Origin of the sequence: Pseudomonas nicosulfuronedens (assembly GCF_005877905.1) — a bacterium.
GTDB classification, from domain to species: Bacteria; Pseudomonadota; Gammaproteobacteria; order Pseudomonadales; family Pseudomonadaceae; genus Pseudomonas; species Pseudomonas nicosulfuronedens.
Genome location: NZ_SWDV01000028.1, coordinates 38,397 through 54,734, shown reverse-complemented (window position 1 = coordinate 54,734; position 16,338 = coordinate 38,397). Strand labels below are relative to the sequence as shown.

Genomic DNA, 16,338 nt, shown 5'->3' with positions numbered 1-16,338 from the left:
TTTCCTCGGCGAAAAGCTGAAGCACCATGCGCCCCCATTCCAACAACAACGTCCTTCGAGGCGGTCAACAGGAGTGCCCGGGTGCAAGCGTTCAACGAGTGGCGGCAGTGTTTTGCAGCGCAGACTTTCATCGATGAAACGCTCGATGGCGACCTCATACTCGCCGTACGGAAGAAGAGCGCTTTTGCGCATTGCCTCCCGGCTCCGCTGACCAGGCTCCGCCTGACCCGAATAGCCTGCCGGGCTACCCCGACAGACCTCCGCTGAATCTTTCCGGCAGCGGCTGCCCGAAGCTTTGCCCCGGCTGAAACCGCCGGGCTCCCGACCGCTGCCCAGGAAGCCTCGACCGGCATCACGCCGTTCCAGCCCAACGAGCGCCCGTCGCTCGCAGTCCATGAGTCAGCCATGAAAAAAACAACAAGCGCGTCCGCTACTTCCTTGCCTGCCCATCAATCTCACGAGTCGCCCTCGCGGTCCTTCCGCAAATCGCTGGGCATCCCGGCGCTGGTGCTGTTCGGCCTGGCCTACATGGTGCCGCTGGCGGTCTTCACCACCTACGGCCTGGTCACCCGCATGAGCAAGGGCCACCTGCCGGCGGCCTATCTCTTCACGCTGGCGGCCATGCTGCTGACTGCGTACAGCTACGGACGGATGGTGCAGGCGCATCCGTATTCGGGGTCGGTCTACAGCTACACACGCAAGACCTTCGGTGCGGCGTTCGGCTTCCTGGCGGGCTGGACGCTGCTGCTGGATTACATCTTCCTGCCGCTGCTGAGCTACCTGCTGATCGGCATCTACATGACCGACTATTTCCCCTCGGTACCGCTGTCGGTCTGGATCCTTGGCTCGATCGTGCTGGTGACCCTGCTCAACCTCGTGGGTATCGAATCCATCACCCGCGTCAACTGGGTGCTGATCGTCGCGCAGATGGTGTTCGTCGTGGTGTTCATCGCGCTGTCGGTGAGCCACCTGGGCGCCCAGGCCGAACCGGTGCCGCTGGTGCAGCCTTTCTATGACGAGCACTTCAGCCTGCCGCTGGTGATGTCCGGCGCGGCGGTGCTGTGCCTGTCGTTCCTCGGCTTCGACGCCGTGTCGACCATGGCCGAGGAAACGCCCGAGCCGCGTCGGCAGATTCCGGCGGCGATCATGCTGGTGACCCTGATCGGCGGCGTGCTGTTCATCGTCATGGCCTACTTCGGCCAACTGGTATTCCCCGAATGGCAGGCGCTCACCGATGCCGACTCCGCGTCGCTGGACGTGCTGCGCCGTATCGGCGGCGAGTGGCTGGTGACCTTCTTCACCGCCACCTACGTGGCCGGCTGCTTCGCCTCGGCGATGGTGTCCCAGGCGAGCGTCTCCCGCGTGCTGTTCGCCATGGGCCGGGACGGCGCGCTGCCCCGCGTGTTCGGCAAGCTGGTGACGAAGAAACGCGTGCCGGCCACGGCGATCATGCTGATCAGCCTGCTCTCGCTGATCGCCCTGTTCGTCACCCTGGATACCGTCGCCAACATGATCAGCTTCGGCGCACTGTTCGCGTTCTCCGCAGTGAACCTGGCGGTGATCAAGCACTACCTGGTCGACGAGCGCCTCACCGGCAAGGGCAATTACCTGCGCTACGGCGCGCTGCCGGCGGTGGGCTTCCTGAGCACCATCTGGCTGTGGTCGAGCCTGTCGGGCATGTCGTTCATGATCGGTTTCGCCTGGATGTGCCTGGGCTTCATCTGCCTGGCCAGCGCCACGCGGATGTTCCAGCAGCCGCTGCCGGACCTGAACATGGCGGAGTGATCGTCGGGCGGAGAGAGGCCGGGCCTGGCCCCGGCTTCTTTTCAAGCCTGCCTGATACTGGTTAAGGTGGCGCGAATTCGAGGAACTGGCCGGATTTCGCCATGAAATTGCATCAATTGCGCGCCCTGCGCACCATCGCCGAGAGCGGCAGCATCCAGGAAGCCTCGCGGCTGCTCGACGTGACTCAGCCGTCGCTGTCCAAGGCGGTGAAGGAACTGGAAGGCGAGCTGGGCGTGCCGCTGCTGGTGCGCTCGAATCGTGGGGTGACGGTCACGCCCTATGGCGAACGGCTGGTCAGCATGGCCCGGCTGGTCACCGAGGAAGTGCGCCGCGCCCGCGAAGAGATCGACACCCTGAAGGGTGAGATGGCTGGCCGTGTAGCCATCGGCGTATCGCCGGTGACGCCCAATCGCGCCTTCGCCAATTGCTTCAGGCGTTACCGCGAGCTGTACCCCAACGTGCAGCTGCAGATCTTCGAGCTACGTTCGGTGCAGCTGTTCGAAGGGCTGAAGGAGGGCCGGCTGGACCTGGTGCTGACGACCCAGCCGATGGCGGATCAGGCCGACGGGCAGGTCTGGCGCGAGTTGGCGCCGCAGCCTTCGGCGCTGGCGGTACGCAAGGGGCATCCCCTGGCGGCCGCGCGATCGCTGCACGAGCTTCTGGACCTCGAATGGCTGCTCTCCGACCCGCTGGAAGTCGCCCTGGCCGGGCAGTTCTTCCGCGAACGCCAGGTGGCGCCACCCAAGCGCATCACCGAATGCTCCTCGTCGCTGCTCTACCTGGAGCTGGCGGCCAACACCGATGCGGTGAGTTTCTGGTCGCAGCACATGCTGGCTCTGCCGATGGTGGCCCAGGTGCTGGAGCCCTTGCGGATCGCCGAGGCCACGCCGGTGGCGAGCATCTCGCTGGTCACCCGGGCGGAGGAACTGATGACCCGTGAAGCCCGGTTGCTGGCCGAGGAAATGGCAGCTGCTTTCCGTGCGGAACAGGCGTGACCGGCATAACCAGCCTCAATGCTCATGTGTAGAGATCATTACTCCGCGTTTTCGCGCTGATGCATCCTGCCGGCCGCCATTTGCCACAGGAAACGGCCGGAGTCGCCATGAATGCATCGTCGTATTTCTCCCAGAGCTACGCCCAGGCGCGCAGCAAGTTCCTCGACGCCTGTGCGGCCGCCGGCTTGCCGGTGGAGTCCCACGTCCATCCACTGAGCGGGCGCGACGGCGAGACGCTGGCGGTGGACGTCGCCCGTGAGGGTCCGATGGATGCGCAGCGCCTGCTGATCATCAGCAGCGGCTGCCATGGCGTCGAAGGCTTCTGTGGCTCGGGCGTGCAGAGCGCGCTGCTCGCCGACAGTGCATGGCGCGAGTACGCGCGCCGCAACGATTGCGCAGTGCTCTACCTGCACGCTGCCAATCCCTACGGCTTCTCCTGGTGGCGTCGCTGGACCCAGGAGAACGTCGACCTCAACCGCAACTTCCGCGACTTCGCCCAGGCAGCGCCGGAGAACCCCGGTTACGCGCGCCTGGACCCGGTGCTCGCGCCGCGGCGCTGGCCCAGCCCGTTGGGGCGCTTGCATCTGCTCGGCTATGCACTGCGCCATGGTCGCTGGGAGTTGCAGAAGGCGATCTCGTCCGGCCAGGCCAGTCATCCCGATGGCCTGTTCTTTTCCGGCTCGCAGCCGACCTGGAGCAACCGTACCGTGCGCAAGGTGCTGCGCCAGCATGGCCGGCAATGTCGCGAGATGGCCTGGATCGACGTACACACCGGCCTCGGTCCTACCGGCTACGGCGAATACATCTACTCGGGCGACCCGCGTCCCGAAGCGCTGGTTCGCGCCCGCACGTGGTGGGGCGATGAGGTGCGTTCCACGGAGGAGGGCAACAGCGTGTCGGTGAAGCTCAGCGGCAAGCTGGTCCATGCAGCACTCGAGGAGTGTCCGCAGGCATTGCTGATCTCCATGAGCCTGGAGTTCGGCACCGTGCCCGGTCCGCAGGTCCTGGAAGCGCTGCGCGCGGACCAGTGGCTGCATCGCACGCCCGACGCACCGGCGGCAAAGGTGCGACGGATCAAGCAGCAACTGCGCGATGCCTTCTACGTCGACACGGAGGAGTGGAAACAGGCCGTGCTGACCCGCGCGCGGGAGACGGCCTGGAGAGCGGTGGAGGGATTGAGCAGCGATATTCCCGCCGGCTTGTGTCCCCACGTCGAGGGTGGGAACGCCTTGCCTCAATAGGTGGCGCGCAGGGTCAGCATCAGGTTGCGTGGCTCGCCGTAGAAGTTCGAGCCCCAGGCACTGTCGACACGCTCGTAGTACTTGCGGTCGAAGAGGTTGTTGGCGGTCAGCGTCGAGCTCAGGTGGTCGTTGAACCGGTAGCCGAGCTGCGCCGTGGAGACTGCGTAACCGGGCTGGACGAAGTCGGTATTGCTGCGGGTATAGAGTGTTTCGCTGACCACGCGGGTACCGCCGGCCACATGGAAACCCTTCAGCGTGCCGTCAAGGAATTCGTACTTGGACCACAGGTTGAAGTTGTGCTTGGGCGTGATGGTGCTGAAGGTGTCTCCCGAACTGAGGCCATTGTTCGGGTCGTCGTCCAGCAGGCGGGTCATGGTGAAGGCGTAGCCGGTGACGATGCTCCAGTTGTCGGTCAGGTTGCCGGTCAGCTCGGCTTCCCAGCCCTGGCTGCGAACCTTGCCCTGCGCTTCATAGGCGTTGACCGGGCTGCCGCTCCACTGGGCGCGGTTCTCGTCGTAGATGCGAAACAGGGCGACCGAGGCATTCAAGCGGCCGTCCATCAGCTCCTGCTTCAGGCCCACCTCGTATTGCTTGCCCTTGTGCGGCGCGATCATCTTCTCGCCACTGGCATCCGTCTCGCTCTGCGGCTTGAACACGCTGGTGTAGCTGGCATAGGCCGCCAGTGTCGGGGTGAGCTTGTAGATCAGCGCGCCGTAGGGAATGACCTTGGCGTTGGTCTGGGTAGACGGGGAGCCGAAGTTGTTGAAGAAGGTGTTGGCGTTCTTCGCGTCGGCGTCGTACCAGGTCACGCGCGAGCCCAGGATCACGTCCAGTTCGTCGGTCACGCTGAGCTTGGTGCGGCCATAGAGGCCGTACTGGCGGCTCTTGGTGTAGTTGAAGTTGGTGTGCGGCATGTCCAGGCGTGGGAGGTCGTTGGCGCCGTCGATGCCAATCGGCACCTCGTCGGCGTAGCCGTCGTGGTCCAGGTCCACCGAGCCGTAGGTGAAGGCCTTGTCCAGGTGCTGGTATTCACCGCCCAGGGTGAGTTCATGGGTGCGCCCCGCCAGGCTGAAGGGCGTGGTGACGAAGCTGTCCAGGCCCAGTGTCTTGATCCGCTCGTAGTACGAGTAGCGCGCTGCATCGGCGGTCTGGGTGTCCGGGTTGACCACCCAGGTGGTCCAGCTGAACTCGCGCTGTGGCAGGCGTGCGTCTCGGTAGGTCAGGGAGGTCTTCCACTGGCCGCCGTTGTCCAGGGTGTGGTCGAGCTCGGAGAAGGCTTCCCAGGTTTCCTCCTTCATGCGGTTCCACTTCGCGTCGATGTAGGTGGAGCGCGGCACGTCGAGCAGGGTGCCGTCGGCGTAGGCGGGCAGGCCGAAGGCCGGCGTGGAGTTGTTCTTCTGGTAGGCGCCGCCGAAGGACAGGGTGGTGCTGGGGGCCAGATCCATCTCCAGGCGGCCGTAGAACATCGGGCGTTCGTTCTGCACATAGTCGACGAAGGACTTGTTGTGCTCATAGGCCATGACCGAGCGGCCGCGGATCGTCCCTTCCTCGTTCAGCGGACCGGTGACGTCGACCATGCTGCGGTAGCGATCCCAGGAGCCGGCGGCCATTTCCCCGCTCAGGCCGAAGGTCCCCAGCGCGCGCTTGCGCACCAGGTTGATGGTGCCGGCCGGCTCGCCGGAGCCGGCGTACAGGCCGCCCGGTCCGCGCAGGACTTCGACGCGGTCGTACATGGCCAGGTCGAAGCTGGTCGCCATGTCGCCCTGGCCGGTGATCTGCGAAACGCCGTCGACCTGCACCTGGTCCACGAGGAAGCCGCGCATGTACACGTCGTTGAGGCTGGAGCCGGTGTTGTAGGTCTTCACCGTGGCGCCGGTGACCTGGCGCATCGCGTCCTGCAGGTTGTTCATGTTCTGGTCATCCATGCGCTGGCGCGTGATGACGGTGACCGACTGTGGGGTTTCCAGAAGCGTCTGCTCACCTTTGCCGATGGTGATGGCCTTGGTGGCGTAGGAGTGCGTGCCTTCGGTGGTGGTGCCCAGGCCGCGGCCGCTGACGGTAGTGGAGGAGAGGTCCAGCACGTCGGAGGTGTCGCGACGGACGATCAGCCACGCGCCGCCCTGCTGGCGAACGCCAAGGCCTGAGCCGGCGAGCAGCTCGTCCAGCGCGCCGTTGAATTCGTAGTTGCCCTTGAGAGCGGGCGCGATGCGGTCTGCCACCAGTTGGTCGTCCATCGCCAGGGTCACGCCGGCGAGGTTCGCCAGTTGCTTGAGCGAGGTCGCCAGGGGCTGCGGTGGCAGGTCCAGCGCCACCGGCGCGGCGAAGGCGTTGAGGGTGAATGCCAGGGTGCTGGAGACCGCCAGGGACTTGAGGGAAATCGACTTCATGGCAAAGCTCGTCAGGGACTTGGATAACCAATGACGGAGCAGCGCGAAGAAACCCCTACCTGGTCCGGAAGAAAATCAGCGCGGCACCAGCAGCGTGACCCCGCTGCCTTGCTCGATGCGAACAGCGGCCAGCTCGGGCAGCAGGGCGAGGAAGCTCTCCACATCCGCCAGCTGCACCACGGCCGTGATCGATTGCGCAGCGGGTTGCAGTGCCTTCACCGGTGTCTTGCGATAGCGCGACAGGGTGGCGGCGATCTCGCCCAGGCTGGCGCGCTCGAACACCAGGTTGCCCTGGGAGAAGCTGAAGGCATTGCTCGCCGGGCGCTTCAGGGCGTGCAACTGCCCCAGGGCATCGAGCTCGCCGACCTGGTCGCGTTCGAGTACCAGGCGCTGGCCGGCGCTGGAGAACTCGACCCGTCCCTCGGCGACGCTCACCCGTACCTGCGGCTCCAGCCGCTCGACGACGAACCGCGTGCCCAGCACGCGCACCTGCGCGGCGCCGGCATCGACTACGAAGGGACGTGCAGGCGCATGCTCCACGTTGAAGATCGCGCGGCCACGCAGCAGGAATACCTGGCGGGTCGATTCGCTGAACAGCACATGCAGCCGGGTGTCGGCGTCGAGGAAGACTTCGCTGCCTTCCTCCAGGATGAAGCGGCGTCGCTCGCCGATGCCGGTCATCAGCATCTGCTCGCCCTGGCGGCTGCGCATCGACACCAGCCAACCGGCGGCGACCGCCAGCAGCAAGCCGCCCACCGCCCCGTTGCGCACGAAGCGCCGGCGACTCAGGTTCTCCATGGCGCCGGCGAGCGCCTGGGTCTGCGGCGTGCTCGAGAAGTTGCCCCAGAGTTCGCTGAATGCCTGGTACTCCTTGGCGTTCTGCGGGTCGGCGGCGAGCCAGCGGGCAAACGCCTGGCGCTCGGGATGATCGCCGGGCAGGTCCAGCAGGCGGGTGAACCAGCGTGCCGCCTGCTGCCGTCTGGCGCTCACGAGGACAGCTGCTCGCGCGCTTCGCGCAGGTTCAGCAGGGCGCGGATCAGGTGGCGTTCCACCATGGAAATACTGATGCCGAGCATCCGGGCGACCTCCACCTGGCGGTGACCCTCTATGCGCGCCAGCCAGAACACTTCCCGGCAGCGCGCCGGCAGGCACTCGAGGATGCGCTGGATGGCTTCCAGGCGTTGCTGCAGGTCGGCCAGGTGCTCGGCGGAGGGGGCGAACTCGGCGTCCTCGCGGGTATCCATCCAGGGCTCGAGATCACCCTCGGGCAGGGGATAGAAACGCGAGGCGTCGCGGTAGTGGTCGATCAGGACGGAATGCGCGACCCGCCGCAGGTAGGCGTTGGGCTGCTCGATGGCGGTGCGTTGGCTGGCGAGGATGAAGCGGATGAATGCATCGTGCAGCACGTCATAGGCGAGCTGCACACATTGGGTCTTGCGGCTCAGGCCGAGCAGCAGGTCGGTGTAGGCCCAGCGCAGATTGATTCCGTTCCATTCCATTCTGCAGGCCTTCGCGAGCTGCGGCTTCCGGTGTCAGGCGGGCGAGTCTACTGATTCGTTTCTCTTCTGTAAATGCAAGTGATTAGCATTTGATGGTCGCACTGGCTCGGCCTTGAGGCGAGCGCGCCTCAGGACTCCAACTGGTTGCGCTGTTCCTCGAACCAGTCGAGCACCGGCTGACAGGCCGGGTGGGCGGCGCCGCTGTCGCGTAGCCACAGCGCGTAGCGGCCGCCGGTTTTCAGTGCCTCGCCAAAGGGCACGATGAGGTCGCCGCGCTGCAATGCGTCGTGAGCCAGCATGAGGTCGGTCATGGCGACGCCCAGGCCGCGGGTGGCGGCGTCCAGCGCCAGGTCGTCGAGGTTGAACAGCATGTGCTTGAACTGCGCAGGCGGCGGAGCGGCCTGGGCGCGCAGCCACTGCGGCCATTCCAGGCCGCCGCTGGAAGCGTGGATCAGCGGGTGGCGCGCCAGTTCCTCCAGCGAACGCGGCGGCTCCTGGCCGTCGTCCAGGCGGGGGGCGCAGACCGGGATCAGGTATTCGTCGTACAGCGGCGTCAGCGCTCGGCCCTGCGGGTCGCTGCCACTGGGCAGGTAGAGCACGTAGGCGTCGCAGTCACCGCCGTCGTCCACCACTTCGCCGCCCACCGTCTCGATGGACAGGCACAGCTCCGGGTGCCGCGAGTAGAAGGAACTCAGGCGCGGCAGCAGCCAGCGCACCGCCAGCGAAACGAAAATACGGATGCGGAACGGCCGCTCCGCCGAGGCCGGGGCAAGGCGCTCTTCCAGGCGCAGCAGTTGCTGGAGCATGCCCTCGGCCACCGCGTGCACTTCGCGACCGGCGTCGGTCAGCGCCACCTTGCGGCTGGTGCGGTCGAACAGCGGCACGCGGTAGTACTCCTCCAGCTGTTGCACCTGTCGGCTGATGGCGCTCTGGGTCAGGTGCAGCTGTTGCGCGGCGGCGGTGAAGCTGCCGGAGTCGGCGACCTGCACCAGGGCCTGAAGGGCTTGCAGGGAGGGAACACGCAGCAGTTTGTCCATGACGCTTCCCTCTGCAATCTATGCGTTTTGAGAATACCAGGATGAAAAATGAGCGTTGGTGCGGCCAGCGAAACTGCCCGTAGATTCTGGTCATGACGCGCCATCGGGGAAATCGCTTGGATACGCCCGGCGCATGGATTGTGAAGGAGTGCCGGGTAATGAACAATCACTGTGGCTGGATCGCCCTGGCGGGCGAGCTGCCCGCGCGGCCGACGCTGAGCGGCACCCAGCGGGCGGACTGGCTGATCATCGGTGGCGGCATCACCGGCTTGTCCGCTGCCCACACGCTGGCAGCGCGTTTCCCCCAACAGCGCATCGTGCTGCTGGAGCGCCAGCGCATCGCCCAGGGTGCTTCCGCGCGCAATTCCGGTTTCGTCGTCGCCCATGAACTGCCTGCCGCCAGCGAACGCCTCGGGCAGCCCGGCCATGCGGCCTACCAGGTCGCCTCGCGCATCGGTATCGCGGCGGCGCAGGAAGTTCGCCAGCGGATTGCAGGGCTGGGTATCGACTGCGAGTTTTTCGAGGACGGCTATCACTTCGCCGCGCATCGGCCCGAGCACCTGGGCGATATCGACGGCATCCTCGCTACCCTGGCGTCGGTGGGCGCCAACGCGCGCTACTACGAAGGCCTGGCGCTGGAGCAACGCCTGGGCAGTGGCTTCTATGCGCGGGCCATTCATTGCGCGGGCGGCAATGCGCTGCTGCAACCGGCGAGCTATGTGAAAGGACTCGCGGACAGCCTGCCGGCGTCTGTAGAGGTCTTCGAGCAGAGCGACGTGAGCGACCTGCGCCGCAGCGGCCAGGGCTGGGTAGCGCGGACCGCGCAGGGTGAGGTGCAGGCTCCACAGGTACTGGTCTGCCTCGGCGCTTTCATTGCCCGCGCAGGCTTGCAGGACAGCGGCACCTTCCCGCTGGAACTGAGCGCCAGCATCACCCGTCCGCTGGACGAGCCGCGCTGGGAGTCTCTGTTCGGCGAGCGCCAGTGGGGCGTGCTCGCGCCACTACCGGGCGGCGGCACCGTACGCCTGCTGCCGGGTCGCCGGCTGCTGATCCGCAACACCGTCGAATACCGCCATCGCGATCTCGACAACAGTGCACTGGCCGAGCGTCGCCGCCGTCATCTCGTCGGTTTGCAGAAGCGCTTTCCCAGCATCGTCGAGGCTGACATCGCCTACACCTGGACCGGCCACCTGAGTGGCACCCGCTCCGGCGAGCCGTACTTCGCCCGCATCGACCAGGGTCTGCATGCCGTCGCTGGCTGCAATGGTTCGGGTGTGGCGCGCGGCACCCTGTGGGGGCGCCTGCTGGTGGAGATGGCGGTGGGCGACAGCTCGCCCGTGCTGGCCGACGTGCTGTCCCAGGCCAGCCCCGGCTACCTGCCGCCCAGCCCGTTCTTCGATATCGGCGCCTCGCTGCGCATGGCCTGGGAAGTGCGCCGCGCGCGCGCCGAGGCCTGACTCACCGCTTTACCCACGCAAACCAAGACCATCCCGAAAACAAAAACCGAGGGCAGCATGATCATCCGTCCCATGACCCTGGCAGGCCTGGCCCTGTCGCTGTTGGCTGGCACCACCCAGGCGGCGCAGACCGTCACCATCGCCAACTGGAGCAGCTACATCGCCGACGACACCCTGGCGAACTTCACCCAGCAGACCGGCATCCAGACCACCTACGATCTGGTGGACAGCAACGAGACCACCGAAGCCAAGCTGATGACCGGCGCCAGTGGCTATGACCTGGCCAGCCCGTCCAACCACTTCCTGCCGCGGCTGATCAAGGCCGGCGCCATCCAGGAGCTGGACAAGAGCAAGCTGCCCAACTGGAACAACCTCGATCCCAAGCTGATGAAGATCCTCGAGGTCAGCGACCCGGGTAACCGCTACGCCATTCCCTACCTCTGGGTGACTGTCGGCATCGGCTACAACGAGGACAGGATCAAGGCCATCTTCGGCAACACCGACGTTACCCGCAGCTGGCAGCTGCTGTTCGATCCGAAGAACGCGGAAAAGCTCGCCCAGTGCGGTATCGCGGTCATCGACAACGCCACCCAGATGGTGCCCATCACCCTCAAGGTGCTCGGCCGTGATCCGGCCAGCCAGAACCCGGACGACTTCAAGGCCGCCGAAGCGGCGCTGCAGGCCATTCGCCCGTCGATCCGCTACTTCCACCAGTCCAAGTACGTCAGCGACCTGGCCAACGGCAACATCTGCGTCGCCATCGGCTTCAGCGGCGACGTGCTGCAGGCCATGACCACCGCCCAGCAGGCCGGCAACGGCGTGAAGATCGGCTACAGCCTGCCGCGCGAAGGCAGCACCATCGCGGTGGACACCGTGGTGATTCCCAAGGGCGCGCCGCACCTGGATAACGCCTACGCCTACATGAACTACCTGCTGCAGCCGGAAGTGATCGCCAACATCACCAACGCCGTGCAGTACCCCAACGGCAACGCCGCCGCGACCTCGTACGTGAAGCCGGAACTGCGCGCCAACCCGGCCGTGTACCCGCCGCAGGAAGTGCTCGACACCCTGTTCCCGATCAAGACCCTGTCGCCGTCCGGGATGCGCATGAGCACCCGCCTGTGGACCCGCGTGATGAGCGGCAAATGACCCAGCCTAACGACCTGCGCCGCCATGCCCTGGTGGTCGGCGCCGGCGTGGTCGGCCTGGCCACGGCGCTGCAATTGCAGCGCCGTGACTTCCGCGTGACCCTGCTGGACCGCAATCCGCCCGGCCTCGCCACTTCGTTCGGCAACGCCTGCACCTTCGCCACCTACTCGGTGGAGCCGGTGGCCACGCCTGGCATCTGGCGCAAGGCGCCGGGCATGCTGCTGCGCCCGGACAGCCCGCTGGCGATCCGCCCGGCCTACCTGCCGAGCATTGCGCCGTGGCTGCTGCGGTTCCTGGCAGCCTCGCGGCGTGATCGCGTCGAAGCCATCGGCCACGACCTCAACACCCTGCTGCGCCCCTGCATGGGCGCGTGGCAGGGACTGTTCGACGAGGCCGGCGCCAACGACCTGATCCGTCATGACGGTTCGCTGTACCTCTTCGAGGAGCATGAACGCCGCGATGCGCAGGCTATGGTGGATTACCACCGGCGCTTCGACGTGCCGATCCGTTTCGTCGAAGGGGGCGAGTTGCGCGAGCAGGAACCGGCGCTCAACGCACGCGCGAGTTGCGCGGTGGAGCTGCCCGGCGTGAGCCGCACGCTTGATCCCTACGCGCTGAGCCTGCGTCTGTTCGAACGCTTCCTGGCCTTGGGCGGCGAGTTTCGCCGTGGCGAGCTGCTGGGCCTGGAACCGGCCGGGCAGGGCAGGGACGCGGTGCAGGCGCAGCTGGTGGCCGGCGAGCACCTGACTGCCGACCGCGTGGCGCTGTGTACCGGCGCCTGGTCGCGCACGCTGGTGGATCAGTTGGGCGATGCGGTGCCGCAGGACACGGAGCGCGGTTACCACGTGCTCTTCGGGCATGCCGGGCAGGTGCTCAATCGCCCGGTTTGCTGGGGTGCCGGCGGCTTCTACATGACACCCATGGCGCAGGGCCTGCGCGTCGCCGGCACGGTGGAATTCGCTGGGCTGGAGGCGCTGCCGAGCCCGGCGCGCTACCGCTACCTGACCCGTGGCGCACGACGCTTCCTGCGCTTGCAGCACGAGCCGGTGTCGCAGTGGATGGGCTTCCGCTCCTCGGTGCCGGACAGCATGCCGGTGCTCGGCCCATCGTGGCGCCTGCCTCAGGTCTTCTACAACTTCGGCCACGGCCATATCGGCCTGACCCTGGGCGCCATCACCGGCCAGCTGCTCGCCGAGCAGGCCAGCGACCTGGTCACCAGCGTGCCGGTGACGCCCTTCCTCGCCAGCCGCTTCGGTTCGCGCTGAAGCCTTGGCGGCGCATCCATCCACCCTCGAAACAGGAGATCACGACATGCCCCAGCTGACCCTTGTCGCCCCTCGCAGCCATGCCATGCGCAGCGTGGGCCTGATGCTGTTGTCGATGTTCTGTTTCGCCGTGGTGGATGCGCTGGCCAAGGTGGTGGCGCTGAAGTACCCGGCCAACGAGGTGACCTTCTTCCGCATGGCTTTCGGCGTGCTGCCGGCGTTTCTCCTCTGCCTGCGCGGCCGTCCGCTGGCTGAGCGTTGGCGGCAGCTGGACGTGCGCGGGCAGAGCATCCGCGCGGTGACGCTGCTGGGCTCTTCGGCGCTGTTCTTTGCCGGGTTGCCCTACGTGCCGCTGAGCGAGGCGATTTCCATCGCCTATTCCGAGGCGCTGCTGGTGATCGTGCTGGCGCCGCTGCTGCTGGGTGAACGCCTGCTGCCGCGCAACGCGCTGGCGGCGGTGCTGGGCTTCATCGGTGTGCTGATGGTGGTCAAGCCGGACAACGCCGAGGCCAGCCTGCTCGGGCCGGGCCTGCTGGTGGCCAGCGCTTTCTTCGGGGCGTTGTCGATGATCCAGATCCGCCGCATCCGCGCGACCGACGACTCCACCACCACGGTGCTGTATTTCACCGTGGTCGGCACGCTGGTCACCGGCACCACGCTGCCGTTTTCCTGGAGCACGCCGAGCTTGCCGGACCTGGGCCTGATGCTCGCCCTCGGCCTGCTCGCGACCCTCGGGCAACTGCTGTTCACCATCGCCGTACGCCGTGCCCATGCCGCTACGCTGGCGCCGTACACCTACACCAGCATCATCTGGGCAAGCCTGCTCGGCTACCTGATCTGGGGCGAGGTGCTCAGCCTGCTGTCGCTGGTTGGCATCGTGCTGATCGTCGGCAGTGCCGTGGTCGTGGCGGTGCTGGAGCAGCCGCCGGAAGGCTCGGTGGTCTGATTCTTCCCCTCGGTGCTGCGCGCCGTTCACGAGACCGTTCAAGAGAGATGCCATGCAACACAAAGCCGTACTCGAGCAGACCGACGTCACCCGCATCGTCGCTGCCGCCACCGACGAAGCCCGGCGCCAGGGCTGGGCGGTCTGCATCGCCGTAGCGGACGATGGCGGGCACCCGCTGGCACTGGTGCGCCTGGACGGTTGTGCCCAGGCCAGCGCCTACATCGCCACCGAGAAGGCCCGCAGCGCCGCCATCGGCCGACGCGAAACCCGTGAGTACGAAAACATGGTCAATGGCGGTCGCAGCGCTTTCCTCAGCGCGCCGCTGCTGACCTCCCTCGAAGGCGGCGTGCCGATCCTGGTAGGTGGGCAGGTAGTCGGTGCCGTGGGAGTTTCCGGCGTCAGGGCCGAGCAGGACGCGCAAGTGGCGCGAGCGGGGGTCGCTGGGCTCTGAGGAGGTGAAAGGCCGACGCCTCGACTGCCGGTCAGAATCCGCCCGGCCAGTCTGCTACCATGCCGCGCCGGACTGCCTGCCGACGCGTGATCGCTCCACGCCGGGCACTGCCGGTTTCTTCCTTTCCCGCTCTGCTGCAAACAGGCCGCATCGATTGGAAAGCTCCCTTGCACGGCAAGGGCGAAACGCTTTCCGCCGGGTCGATGGGGCCTTCTGGAATCCCGATGCACGATCCGATCAAACTCAAGGACCACCAGCAGGAGTCGATGCTGGTCAACCGCCGCCTGATCGCCTGCGGCGCGCTGGTGGCCCTGATGAGCGTGACCCTGGTGGCGAGGCTGTATTTCCTCCAGGTCACCGACTACGCGACCAACGCCACTGTCTCCGAGAACAACCGCATCCATGTCCTGCCGATCCCCCCGGAACGCGGGCTGATCTTCGACCGCAATGGCAAGGTGCTCGCCGAGAACCTGCCCAGCTTCAACCTCACCCTGACCCGCGAGCGCGCCGGCAATTCCCAGGTGGTGCTCGACCAGGTGACCGATATCCTTCACCTGAGCCCCGAGCAGCGCCTGCAGTGCGACAAGGCGCTGAAGAAGAGCCGCCATCCCTTCGAACCGGTGACCCTGCTGCACGACCTGAGCGAGGAGCAGATCGCCCTCATCGAGGTCAACCGCTACAAGCTGCCGGGCATCGATGTGGATGCCGAGTTCGTCCGCCACTACCCCTATGGCGAGCACTTCGCCCACTCGGTCGGCTTCGTCGGGCGGATCAACGAACGCGAGGCGGCGCGCCTGGACAGCACCGAGTACCGGGGCACCGAGTACGTCGGCAAGACCGGTATCGAGCACTTCTACGAGCCGCAGCTGCATGGCCACGTCGGCTACGAGGAAGTCGAAACCAACGCCCAGGGCCGCGTCATGCGCGTGCTGAAGAAGGTGCCGCCGGTGGCCGGCGAGAACATCGTGCTCGGCCTGGACGTGGACCTGCAGGTCGCCGCCGAGAAGGCCCTGGGCGATCGCCGTGGCTCGGTGGTGGCGCTGGACCCGAACACCGGCCAGGTGCTGGCGATGGTCAGCAACCCGAGCTTCGACCCGAACCTGTTCGTCAACGGCATCAGCTCTGCGCAATATGCCGAGCTGCGCGATTCCATCGACCGGCCGCTGTTCAACCGGGCGCTGCGCGGACTCTATTCGCCGGGCTCGACCATCAAGCCGGTGGTGGCCATCGCCGGGCTGGATACCGGCACCATCACACCGGCCACGCGGGTCTTCGATCCGGGCTACTTCCAGCTGCCCAACTACGACCACAAGTACCGCAACTGGAACCACAGCGGCGACGGCTGGGTGGATCTGGGCACGGCCATCAAGCGCTCCAACGACACCTACTTCTACGACGTTGCGCACAAGCTCGGCATCGACCGCATGCACGACTACCTGACGCGCTTCGGGCTGGGTAGCAAGGTCTCCATCGACATGGCCGAGGAATCTCCCGGCCTGATGCCGTCCCGCGAGTGGAAACGCGCTACCCGCCGCCAGGCCTGGTTCCCCGGCGAGACGGTGATCCTTGGCATCGGCCAGGGCTACATGCAGGTGACGCCGCTGCAACTCGCCGAAGCGACCTCGCTGATTGCCAGCAAGGGTGCCTGGCACCGTCCGCGGCTGGCCGAGTCGGTAGGCGGCGAAGACGTTGTCGATGCCCATCCCATGCCCGACATCCACCTGAGCAACCCCCACGACTGGGACGCGGTGAACTACGGCATGCAGCTGGTGATGCACGATCCGGGCGGCGGCGCGCGAGCTGCGGGGCAGGGTGCGCAGTACCGCATCGCCGGCAAGAGCGGCACCGCGCAGATCGTCGCGATCCGCCAGGGCGAGCGCTACAACCGCCTGAAGACCCAGGAGCGGCACCGCGACAACGCGTTGTTCGTCGGTTTTGCTCCGGCCAGCGAACCGTCCATCGTGGTCTCGGTGACCATCGAGAACGGCGAGGCCGGCGGCCGCGTGGCCGGGCCGGTGGTGCGCGAGATCATGGATGCGTGGCTGCTCGACCAGGACGGCAAGCTCAAGCCGCAGTACGCCGTGCCGGCCGAGACGGCCTCAGGCAAGCACGCCTGAGGTCCTGCG

Annotated in this window: 13 protein-coding genes; 9 read left to right on the top strand and 4 right to left on the bottom strand. The window is 66.5% G+C overall.

Annotated features, from left to right (window positions below):
• Positions 1-405 precede the first annotated feature (405 nt).
• The 3 genes from FAS41_RS20440 to FAS41_RS20430 all read left to right on the top strand — a co-directional run bounded on the left by FAS41_RS20440 (position 406) and on the right by FAS41_RS20430 (position 4,021).
• Positions 406-1,785 carry an APC family permease gene (locus tag FAS41_RS20440; RefSeq protein WP_138525268.1) on the top strand — a complete coding sequence of 460 codons (1,380 nt, stop codon included), beginning with the start codon at positions 406-408 and terminating at the stop codon, positions 1,783-1,785.
• Between the two features lie 101 nt (positions 1,786-1,886).
• The gene (locus tag FAS41_RS20435; protein ID WP_138525267.1) at positions 1,887-2,780 is read left to right on the top strand and encodes a LysR family transcriptional regulator; all 894 of its coding nucleotides are present in this window, start codon (positions 1,887-1,889) and stop codon (positions 2,778-2,780) included.
• Positions 2,781-2,887: 107 nt separating this feature from the next.
• Positions 2,888-4,021 carry a M14 family metallopeptidase gene (locus FAS41_RS20430; RefSeq protein ID WP_138525266.1) on the top strand — a complete coding sequence of 378 codons (1,134 nt, stop codon included), beginning with the start codon at positions 2,888-2,890 and terminating at the stop codon, positions 4,019-4,021.
• Here the strand turns inward: FAS41_RS20430 and FAS41_RS20425 are convergent.
• From FAS41_RS20425 to FAS41_RS20410, 4 genes are all read right to left on the bottom strand, one after another.
• Positions 4,015-6,408 (bottom strand): TonB-dependent siderophore receptor, encoded by a 2,394-nt coding sequence (locus FAS41_RS20425; RefSeq protein ID WP_138525265.1) that lies wholly within the window; start codon positions 6,406-6,408, stop codon positions 4,015-4,017. The two genes, FAS41_RS20430 and FAS41_RS20425, sit on opposite strands and share 7 nt — an antisense overlap.
• A 75-nt stretch (positions 6,409-6,483) precedes the next feature.
• A complete protein-coding gene (locus FAS41_RS20420) occupies positions 6,484-7,398 on the bottom strand; it encodes a FecR family protein (RefSeq protein WP_138525264.1) in 915 nt (304 codons plus the stop codon).
• Positions 7,395-7,907: a sigma-70 family RNA polymerase sigma factor gene (locus FAS41_RS20415; protein ID WP_138525263.1), complete on the bottom strand. Its 513-nt coding sequence runs from the start codon at positions 7,905-7,907 to the stop codon at positions 7,395-7,397. Before FAS41_RS20415 ends, FAS41_RS20420 begins: the two co-directional genes overlap by 4 nt.
• A 128-nt stretch (positions 7,908-8,035) precedes the next feature.
• Complete coding sequence (locus FAS41_RS20410) at positions 8,036-8,944, bottom strand: LysR substrate-binding domain-containing protein (protein WP_138525262.1); 909 nt, start codon at positions 8,942-8,944, stop codon at positions 8,036-8,038.
• 158 nt (positions 8,945-9,102) lie between these two features.
• On the opposite strand from FAS41_RS20410, the gene FAS41_RS20405 reads away from it, so the two are divergent.
• The 6 genes from FAS41_RS20405 to mrdA all read left to right on the top strand — a co-directional run bounded on the left by FAS41_RS20405 (position 9,103) and on the right by mrdA (position 16,329).
• A complete protein-coding gene (locus tag FAS41_RS20405) occupies positions 9,103-10,401 on the top strand; it encodes an NAD(P)/FAD-dependent oxidoreductase (RefSeq protein ID WP_138525261.1) in 1,299 nt (432 codons plus the stop codon).
• A 57-nt stretch (positions 10,402-10,458) separates the two neighbouring features.
• Positions 10,459-11,550, top strand: coding sequence for a polyamine ABC transporter substrate-binding protein (locus tag FAS41_RS20400; RefSeq protein WP_138525260.1), 1,092 nt, complete (start codon positions 10,459-10,461; stop codon positions 11,548-11,550).
• On the top strand, positions 11,547-12,815 hold the full coding sequence (locus FAS41_RS20395; RefSeq protein WP_138525259.1) for an NAD(P)/FAD-dependent oxidoreductase: 1,269 nt from the start codon (positions 11,547-11,549) through the stop codon (positions 12,813-12,815). The genes FAS41_RS20400 and FAS41_RS20395 overlap by 4 nt, the downstream gene beginning before the upstream one ends.
• Before the next feature lie 46 nt (positions 12,816-12,861).
• On the top strand, positions 12,862-13,761 hold the full coding sequence (locus tag FAS41_RS20390) for a DMT family transporter (protein WP_138525258.1): 900 nt from the start codon (positions 12,862-12,864) through the stop codon (positions 13,759-13,761).
• A gap of 52 nt (positions 13,762-13,813) precedes the next feature.
• Positions 13,814-14,212, top strand: coding sequence for a heme-binding protein (locus FAS41_RS20385; protein ID WP_138525257.1), 399 nt, complete (start codon positions 13,814-13,816; stop codon positions 14,210-14,212).
• Between the two features lie 224 nt (positions 14,213-14,436).
• The gene (gene mrdA, locus FAS41_RS20380) at positions 14,437-16,329 is read left to right on the top strand and encodes a penicillin-binding protein 2 (RefSeq protein ID WP_138525256.1); all 1,893 of its coding nucleotides are present in this window, start codon (positions 14,437-14,439) and stop codon (positions 16,327-16,329) included.
• Positions 16,330-16,338: the final 9 nt, after the last annotated feature.